Source organism: Methylorubrum podarium (genome assembly GCF_022179745.1).
GTDB classification, from domain to species: domain Bacteria; phylum Pseudomonadota; class Alphaproteobacteria; order Rhizobiales; family Beijerinckiaceae; genus Methylobacterium; species Methylobacterium podarium.
The window spans coordinates 1-7321 of the sequence record NZ_BPRD01000383.1 but is presented as its reverse complement, the minus strand read 5'-3'; the positions used below and the strand labels follow the sequence as shown (position 1 = coordinate 7321).

At 71.2% G+C, this 7321-nt stretch carries 9 protein-coding genes; 3 read left to right on the top strand and 6 right to left on the bottom strand.

Annotation, left to right across the window (positions count from 1 at the left end; all coding sequences use genetic code 11):
* The first annotated feature begins 88 nt into the window (after positions 1–88).
* Positions 89–481 (top strand): hypothetical protein, encoded by a 393-nt coding sequence (locus tag MFF42_RS18435; RefSeq protein ID WP_238257048.1) that lies wholly within the window; start codon positions 89–91, stop codon positions 479–481.
* Between the two features lie 55 nt (positions 482–536).
* Here the strand turns inward: MFF42_RS18435 and MFF42_RS18430 are convergent, their stop codons facing one another.
* Together MFF42_RS18430 and MFF42_RS18425 are read right to left on the bottom strand one after the other, a co-directional pair.
* Positions 537–1289, bottom strand: a complete 753-nt coding sequence (locus MFF42_RS18430; protein WP_238257047.1) for a tRNA1(Val) (adenine(37)-N6)-methyltransferase — start codon at positions 1287–1289, stop codon at positions 537–539.
* Entirely contained in the window at positions 1279–1506 is a 228-nt protein-coding gene (locus MFF42_RS18425) for a putative signal transducing protein (protein WP_238257046.1), read from the bottom strand. The genes MFF42_RS18430 and MFF42_RS18425 overlap by 11 nt, the downstream gene beginning before the upstream one ends.
* A gap of 190 nt (positions 1507–1696) precedes the next feature.
* Here MFF42_RS18425 and MFF42_RS18420 point away from each other — a divergent pair, with 190 nt between their 5' ends.
* Positions 1697–2731, top strand: a complete 1035-nt coding sequence (locus tag MFF42_RS18420) for a polyprenyl synthetase family protein (RefSeq protein WP_238257045.1) — start codon at positions 1697–1699, stop codon at positions 2729–2731.
* A gap of 21 nt (positions 2732–2752) precedes the next feature.
* Here MFF42_RS18420 and MFF42_RS18415 read toward each other — a convergent pair whose 3' ends face one another.
* From MFF42_RS18415 to MFF42_RS18400, 4 genes are all read right to left on the bottom strand, one after another.
* A complete protein-coding gene (locus MFF42_RS18415) occupies positions 2753–3628 on the bottom strand; it encodes a 4-(cytidine 5'-diphospho)-2-C-methyl-D-erythritol kinase (protein ID WP_238257044.1) in 876 nt (291 codons plus the stop codon).
* A 248-nt stretch (positions 3629–3876) separates the two neighbouring features.
* Positions 3877–5772 (bottom strand): tetratricopeptide repeat protein, encoded by a 1896-nt coding sequence (locus MFF42_RS18410; protein ID WP_238257049.1) that lies wholly within the window; start codon positions 5770–5772, stop codon positions 3877–3879.
* A gap of 144 nt (positions 5773–5916) precedes the next feature.
* Positions 5917–6213: a hypothetical protein gene (locus tag MFF42_RS18405; protein WP_238257043.1), complete on the bottom strand. Its 297-nt coding sequence runs from the start codon at positions 6211–6213 to the stop codon at positions 5917–5919.
* Between the two features lie 83 nt (positions 6214–6296).
* Positions 6297–6509 (bottom strand): hypothetical protein, encoded by a 213-nt coding sequence (locus tag MFF42_RS18400; protein WP_238257042.1) that lies wholly within the window; start codon positions 6507–6509, stop codon positions 6297–6299.
* A 353-nt stretch (positions 6510–6862) separates the two neighbouring features.
* Here MFF42_RS18400 and MFF42_RS18395 point away from each other — a divergent pair, with 353 nt between their 5' ends.
* A complete protein-coding gene (locus tag MFF42_RS18395) occupies positions 6863–7105 on the top strand; it encodes a hypothetical protein (RefSeq protein WP_238257041.1) in 243 nt (80 codons plus the stop codon).
* The last annotated feature ends 216 nt before the right edge of the window (positions 7106–7321 follow it).

Below are 7321 nucleotides of genomic sequence, written 5' to 3'. Positions count from 1 at the left end.
TACTCTCGTGGGCCGCGCATGACGGGGCCGTGGACCGTCCGCGCGGCCCACGAGAGTAGATGGACGGAACGGAAGGAAGTCCTGTCCGATGCGTGTCCTACGTTTGGTCATCCTGGCATTCGGGATGCTCGGCGGTCTCGCCGGCCTGGCGGCCACCGCGAACGCCGCCCCGATCCCGGTGGCTCCGGCCACCGCCCAAGCGGGGGAGCCGCCCCTGCTCAACCACGTTCACTGGTACGGCCGACGCCACTATCGCCGCGTCCACTGGCGTCCGCGTTACCATTATCGTCACGCGTATTGGCGCCCGCGCCATTACTACCGCCGGGCCTACTGGGGGCCGCGCTACCACTATCGCCGCGTCCACTGGCGCCCGCGCCCCTACTACCGGCACGCCTACTGGGGGCCGCGGCCCTTCTACCGCCGGCCCTACTGGCGCGCGCACTACTACCACCGGCCCCGGTTCTACCGTCCCTGGTACTGAGCTGCGGCGCCGAGCCTTCCGCGGATCGAGGGGTGCCCGAGCGGGCACCCCTTTTTCATGGAGGAGGCCACGGGGTGCCCCGATGCAGCGCCTCAGCCTCCGGGGTGAAGCGCCCGGTCTCGTCCTGAAGCACCAGGGGCGGCAGCAGGCGGAACGGCGCGCGGCTGCCCTTCACGGCGGCGATCAGCACGCGGATCGCCGGCCGCCCGGCACGTCCGTAGACGGGGCGGACGGCGCAGTCGCCGAAGCGCCCGCGCAGGGCACCGAGGCAAGCGGGTAGGGCGTCGGCCCGGTGGATCAGACCGAGCCGTCCACCGGGGCGGAGCAGGTCGGCGCAGGTCCGCAGCCACAAGTCGAGGCCGCCGGGTGCGAAGGTGTGCGCCGCGGCCTTTCCGGGGTCGGGGGAGGGGCGGTGCGCCCCCTCCTCGAAGAAGGGCGGATTGGTCAGCACTAGGTCGGCGCTCTCCGGCACCAGGCCCGCGTCCCGGCGCTGCGCCCCCGGCGCCAGGATATCCGCCTCGATCACCGCGACGCGGTCGTCGAGCCCGTTCGCCGAAGCATTCTCCCGGGCGAGGGCGACGAGGTCGGGGTCGCGCTCGACCAGCACCACCCGGTCCACCTCCGACAACCGCGCCGCCGCGAGCCCCACCGCGCCGGTCGCCGCGCCGAGATCGTAGAGCGTCGAGCCCGGCTCGGGGACGAGAAGGCGGGCGAGCAGCACCGCGTCGGTGCCGGCGCGGTGGGCGCCGCGGGGCGGCTGGCGCAGCTTCAGGCTTCCGCCGAGGAAGGCATCCGGCTCAGTGCTCATCGCGCAGTTCGGCGGACAGGCCGGCGTCGGTGAGGATGCGGCGGGCCTGCCGCGCGTGGTCGTCGGGCACGAGCAGGCGGCGGCCGAACATGCCGATCGATCCTTCGAGCGCGCTCATGTGCTCGTCGGCGACGAAGAGCGGAATGCCCGCCTCCTCCAGAAGTGAGCGCGCGAAGCCGATCAGGACGATGTCGTTGCTGCGGATCAGTTCTTTCACGGCATCATCACCCTTCGACCGCTCCCGCAGGTCGGGCGGGCGGCATCCCGGCTCGTAACATTGTCCACGCCCGCGCGCAGCCATGCGGCACGGCCGCGTGTTGCAGTGCCGACGGCCCCGTGCGACAGGGGCAGCCGCGGGGCAGGGGTTCCGGCAGGGTGCCGGTCGAGAGTTTCCGGAGGCATCGCGCTTGGGCGTCGTCGTTACCCTCGATGAAGGCCGCTCCGATCCGGAGGCCAGCCTCACCGATCTCGTCCGCCTCGTCGCGGCCGGGATGGAGCGGGTGAACGCGACCATCCTGTCGCGCACGGGCTCCGACGTGGCGATGATCCCCGAGGTCGCCAACCACCTGATCGCCTCCGGCGGCAAGCGCCTGCGCCCGATCCTGACGCTCGCCTGCGCCGACCTGTGCGGCTACGGCGCCGGGAACCGCGAGGCGGATGGCGCCGTGAAGCTCGCCGCCGCGGTCGAGTTCATGCACACCGCGACCCTCCTCCACGACGACGTGGTGGACGAGAGCGACATGCGCCGCGGCCGCGTCGCCGCCCGGATCAAGTGGGGCAACGAGGCGAGCGTCCTCGTCGGCGACTTCCTGCTCGGCCAAGCCTTCCGCATGATGGTCGAAGTGGGTTCGCTCCGCGCCCTCGACATCCTGTCCGCGGCGGCCACGGTGATCGCCGAGGGCGAGGTGATGCAGCTCACCGCCGCCAAGAACATCGAGACGAGCGAGGACGAGTACCTCGCCGTGATCCGCGGCAAGACCGCCGAGCTGTTCGCGGCGGCCTGCGAGGTCGGCCCCGTGCTCGCCGGGCGATCGGAGGCGGAGCAGGCGGCCTGCCGCGCCTACGGGATGAATCTCGGCATCGCCTTCCAGCTCATCGACGACGTGCTCGATTATGGCGGCACCAGCGCGGCCTTGGGCAAGAACGTCGGCGACGACTTCCGCGAGGGCAAGATCACGCTGCCGATCGTGCTGGCGCTGCGCCGCGGATCGGACGAGGAGCGCGCCTTCTGGCGCCGCACCCTGGAGCGGGAAGAGCTGGCGGAGGGCGATCTGCAGCAGGCGCTGACGATCCTGCACCGCCACCGCGCCCTTGACGACACGATCGAGCGCGCCCGGCACTACGGCGACCAGGCCCGCGCGGCTCTGGACTCTTTTCCGAACGGGCCGATGAAGGCCGCCCTGCTGCAGGTGGTCGATTTCTGCATCGCCCGGGCGCACTGACGCGCCCGTCCCGCGGCCGCATCAGGCAAGCCGCGTCGGCTCGACCCACCAGCCCGGCTGCGCCGCGCGGACCGCACCGGCCGCGCCCTGGGCCGCGGCGTTGTCGGAGAAGATCGCGAACACGGTCGCGCCCGAGCCCGACATCCGCGCGAGCCGGCATCCCGCCTGCTCCCGCAGGAGCGCCAGCGCCTCGCCGATCACGGGGGCGACGGTGAGGGCCGGGGCCTCGAGATCGTTGCGCGCGGGGGCGATCGCGGCGAGGACGGCCGCCGCATCGAGACCGCTGCCGATCACCGGATGCGCGGCCCCGTCGAGCCGCTGGCCGACCGCGAGGCCGAGGGCCTTGAAGACCGGCGCCGTCGCGACCGGCACGCCGGGATTGACCAGCACCGCCGGCAGGGGCGCGAGGTCGAGGACGGGCCCGATCTCCTCGCCCGCGCCGCGCATCATCCGCGCCCGTGGATCGAGGCAGACCGGGACGTCGGCACCGGTGGTCCTTGCCGCCGCGATCACCGCCGGATGGTCGAGCGGGAGCCCGTTTAGGTCCGCGAGCAGCCGAAGGGCGGCGGCGGCATCCGACGAGCCGCCGCCGATCCCCGCCGCGACGGGCAATTGCTTGTGCAGGCGGAAGGCCCCCAGGCTCAGACCGTCCACGCCCGCGGCGAGGTGGCGGGCTGCGCGCAGGACGAGGTTGTCGTCGAGCGGCCCGGCCGGACCGGCGGTCGGGCCCGAGACGGCGAGCGAGAGATCCGGACCCGGCGCCAGTTCCAGCGTGTCGGCGACCTCGGCGAAGGCAACGAGGCTTTCCAGCGCGTGGTAGCCGTCCCCCGGCCGGCGGCCGAGGACATGCAGGGTCAGGTTGATCTTGGCCGGAGCGCGGGTGGTGAGGACGGACAACAACAGCTCTCGGCCGGAGGGTCAGGGAACGCGCCCTGCCATAGGGGTCACATCCGGAACGGGCAAGGCTGGACCCATCGACGGAGGCCCACTCCAAACCGCGACCTCATCCTGAGGTGCCGCAGCGAAGCGGAGGCCTCGAAGGATTGTCCAGAAGCCGCGCGGGAACTGGAGGATCCTTCGAGGCCCGCTGTCGCGGGCACCTCAGGATGAGGACGTGGGTGGGGTGTCGCGTCAGCGGGGAAGCCTTACTTCCCCGGCTTCTTGTCCGCTGCGCCCGGCGGCTCGTTCGGCGCCGGCGCGCCCTTCGGCAGTTCCGGGTTCTCCGGGTTGTGCGGCGCCGCCACCGGGGCGGGCACGGCCTGGGCCGGATCCTGCGTCGGCGGGTTCTCGGCGGTGGCCGTCGGCTTGTCCGGCTCGGGCAGGCCATCCTTGAGCTTGGCGTTGATCTTCACGAGATCGTCGGGCTCCGGGTTCAAGTCCTTGGCGTGCTGCCACTGGAACTTGCCCTCCAGCCGCCGGCCGGTGCGCCAGTAGGCGTCGCCGAGGTGGTCGTTGATGGTGGGATCGCCCGGCTTCAGCTCGACCGCCTTCTCCAGCTCGCGCACCGCGTCGTCCCAGCGGCCGAGGCGAAAGTACGCCCAGCCGAGACTGTCGATGATCATGCCGTCGCGGGGCGAGAGATCGACGGCCTGCTTCAGCATGGTGAAGCTCTCGTCGATGTTCATGTTCCGGTCGACCCAGGAATAGGCGAGGTAGTTGAGCACCTGCGCCTTGGCGTTCGGCTGGGTCGGCGGCACGAGGGCGAGCGCCTTCTTGAGGTCGGCCTCGGCCTTCTGCCACTCGCTGGCCCGCTCGTAGGCGGTGCCGCGGAAGTAGAACAAGGTCCAGTTGTTGGCTTCCTTGCCCGGCTGGATCAGGTTGATCGCGCGGGTATAGGTCTCGGTCGCCTCGGTGAACTTCTTGCGCGAGCGCTGGACGTTGCCGAGCGCCGAGATGACGTCGATGTTGTCGGGATGCGCCTTGAGCACGGTGTCGAGGTGCTGCAGCGCCTCGTCGCCCCGGCCCATCTGCTCAAGGTTGAGGCCGATCTGGATGTCGGCGTTGAGCTTGAGCGGCGAGGAGGCCGGGATCTGCGCGTAGGCCTCGTTCGAGCGCTCGGTCTGCTTCATGCGGTCGAGCGTGTCGGCAAGCGTCAGCCGGGCCACGGCGTGCTCGGGGGCGAGGTAGAGGGCGAGCCGCAGGTAGACCACCGCCGGCAGCTCGTCGCCCTGGGTCGAGCCCGCGGAGCCGAGCCCGTAGAGCACCTCCGCCGCACCCTCCTGGGCGGACGAGATCAGCGGAGCCAGCGGCTTGCCGGCCTTGAGCTTGTCGAGGGCGTCCACCACGAGGGGATGGCGCGACATCACCTTCTCGAACTCGCTGTAGGCGTCGATGGCGAGGTCGGTGCGGCCGATCCCCGCCTCGAAGCGGGCGTAGCCGTCGACGATGCGCAGGGTGTTGTGGTCGGCGTCGTAGGCCGCCTTCAGCTTGCGCTCGGCCTCGGCCCGGTCGCCGATCACCGAGGCGATCAGCCCGGCATGGTAGTCGCGGAAGACGTTGAAGTAGCGCTCGCCGCGCAGGCGGTTGAGCGTCTCGTAGGCGCGCTTGCCGTCGCCGGCGCCGGCATAGGCCCAGGCGGTCAGCAGGGTGCCGGTGAGGTCGGCGGCGGCACCCCGGCCGCTGCGGCCGAAGCTCTGGCGGGCGGGGCCGTACTGGCCGGCCTTGAGCTGGCGCACGCCGAGGGCGAGCTGCGCGAGGCCGTTCGAGCTTTCGCGGGTGGCGAGGCGCTCGGCGGCGCGGAAGGCGTCGGTCATCGCGCCGTCGGCCAGCAGCGAGACGAAGGCGCGCTCCAGGAGCTCGGCGTTGCGCGGATCGCCCTTCACCGCCTCGCGGTAGAAGCTCGCGGCGGCGGCGGTGTCCTTCGAGGCGCCGGCGATGTAGGCCGAGAGGAAGTTGCCTTCGAGGGATTCCGCGGGCTCGTACTCCGAGATCGGCGAGGATTCCCGCGGCTGCATGGCCGCGGCCGGCAGGATGCCGAGAGAGGTCGAAGCGAGCAGCAGGGCGAGCGCGGTGGCGCTCCGGCGGGTGGCGTATCCGAACATGGGCACCAGTCACGGCTCCTTCGCGGGACCGGCGGACGGAGCTTGCTCCGGCCGGCTCCGGTTTGGCGGGGGACACTGAACTCTTCCCGCCATGACCGCAAGGCGAAAGGATGGCGCGGGGGAGGGCCCCGTTCGGGCTCGGGTTCAGGCGCCGTCGCCGATCTCGGCGCGGGCATCCTCCACGAGCTGGGCCAGCCCAGCATCGACCTCAGCCCCAAGGAGCGTCCGCTCGGCCGCGGACAGATCCTTGGCCCAGGCGCCGCTGCCGAAACCCTCCTGACAGCGCGCCCGCTCGGCCTCGATGTAGGCTTCCGTCGCCTCGGGGCGGTCCCGCATCGCCTGCACGAAACCGAACCACGCCGCGCGCTCGACCACGGCGAGGCGGGCCCGCAGCCGCACTTCTACGGCCCGGGCGGGATCGATCGTCTCACCCTCTGACATCGCTGGCTCCGACATGGCTGGCTCCCGAAGCATCGTCCCGAAAGGTCACCCCTCTCGCAACACGACGACGCCATAGACCAAAGCTAGCGCTCCTTGCGCTGCTCGCAGCGGGTCTTCACGTAGGTGTTGGCGTCCCCGCCGTGGCCGGCGCTCGCGGCGAGCACCGGACCCTGGATCAGGCATTCCTGAAGCGTGTGGGCCGGCCCGATGATGACATCGAGGGCGGTCTCGCGGGAGCAGTCCGGCATCTGGACGGTGGAGGCGCAGACGAGCGCGACGACGAGGATGGGATTCATGGGGCCGGCCTCCCTGCCGGAGATGATCGTTCTTGGATCGGAACGTGTCGGCGCTCCGGCGGCCCGTTGTGACCGGCGGGGGAGCGTAGATCGGGCGCCCCACCGGCTGAAACCGGCAAACCGCGCGAAAGGCTGCCCTGAGCCGATGCGTCACAGCAGCCCGGTCCGGCGATGACGGCGGCGCGAACCGCCCTCGGCCGGACCCGAGGCGAGAGGACCGGCGCGCGCCAAACCTCTGAAAGACCGAAGGATTTTCGTGACGGGAGGGCGCTGCCCCAAAAAAGTCGCAAGAGGGTCCTGTCTTCCCGCGGATGTGACAAGGTCGTGACCGGCGTTTTGACAGGGAGGCGGCAATGTCTTTCGATATCGTTCTGACCCAATCCGCGCAGGAAATCGCCGAGAGAAGCGGGGTTCTTCCAGTTCTCGAAGAGCGCGCGCGCGATGAGATCGCTGAACTTCCCGGCGAAGGCCTCGAAGAACTCGAGCGCCGTCTGTTCCATGCCTTCGCGCTCGATGACGGCACCGAGGTGATCTGCTCGCTGACCGCCGACGGCGCCGTGCGGGTCGATGCCTGCGAGGCGGACGTCGCCGCCTGACGCTTCTCGCGGAACCGTGAACGGCAGGTCCGGATTGCTCCTCCCGCTTGACGTGCCTCACGAAGCGTCCGCCGCCGGTCACCCTTCCCGGGTGCCCGTGGTGCGGCGAGCGCTTCGCGAGACGTCCGTTCCCGCGTCCGTCGAGGAGGAGACATGGCCCAGGATACCGTCGGCGTCGAAGCCGAATTCACGAGCCTTGAGGCGGCCCGCGCCGCC